This window comes from Paenarthrobacter sp. YAF11_1 (assembly GCF_052113445.1).
In the GTDB taxonomy this organism is placed as follows: Bacteria; Actinomycetota; Actinomycetes; order Actinomycetales; family Micrococcaceae; genus Arthrobacter.
This window is the reverse complement of record NZ_JBFRDF010000040.1, coordinates 1-467: the sequence shown is the minus strand read 5'-3', so window position 1 is coordinate 467 and position 467 is coordinate 1. Positions and strand designations below refer to the sequence as shown.

The following is a 467-nucleotide window of genomic DNA, read 5'->3' as shown; positions in this document are numbered from 1 at the left end:
AGGGTTTTGGCGACGATGGAGTGGGTGTCGTTTTTGAAGTAGCGGCGTGCGGCTTGGCGGGTGTCGGAGAAGCCGAAGCCGTCTGCTCCGAGGGAGGCGAAGTCGTTGGGGATGTATTGGCGGATTTGGTCGGGGACGGCTTTCATGTAGTCGGTYACGGCGATGACGGGTCCGGTGTGGCCKGCGAGTTGTTCKGTGATGAACGGGGTGCGGGYGGGTTGGCCGGGGTTSAGGAASGCGTGTTCTTCGGCGGCGAGTCCGTCGCGTCGSAGTTCGTTCCAGGAGGTCACGGAGTAGACGGTGGCGGCGACGTTCCAGTCTTCGGCGAGGATCCGGGCGGCTTCGAGGGCCCAGGGTACGGACACGCCGGAGGCGAGGATGGCCGCGGTGGGCCGGTTCTCTTCTCCTGCGGGGGCTTCGGCGAGGTGGTAGATGCCTTTGAGGAGCCCGTTGATGTCGAGGTTCTC

1 protein-coding gene is annotated in these 467 nt (G+C 64.8%); it reads right to left on the bottom strand.

Annotated elements, in window-relative coordinates; genetic code table 11:
- Window positions 1-467: transketolase-like TK C-terminal-containing protein (locus tag AB4Y77_RS22975; RefSeq protein ID WP_442015464.1), on the bottom strand; the 467-nt coding region annotated here is incomplete at both ends.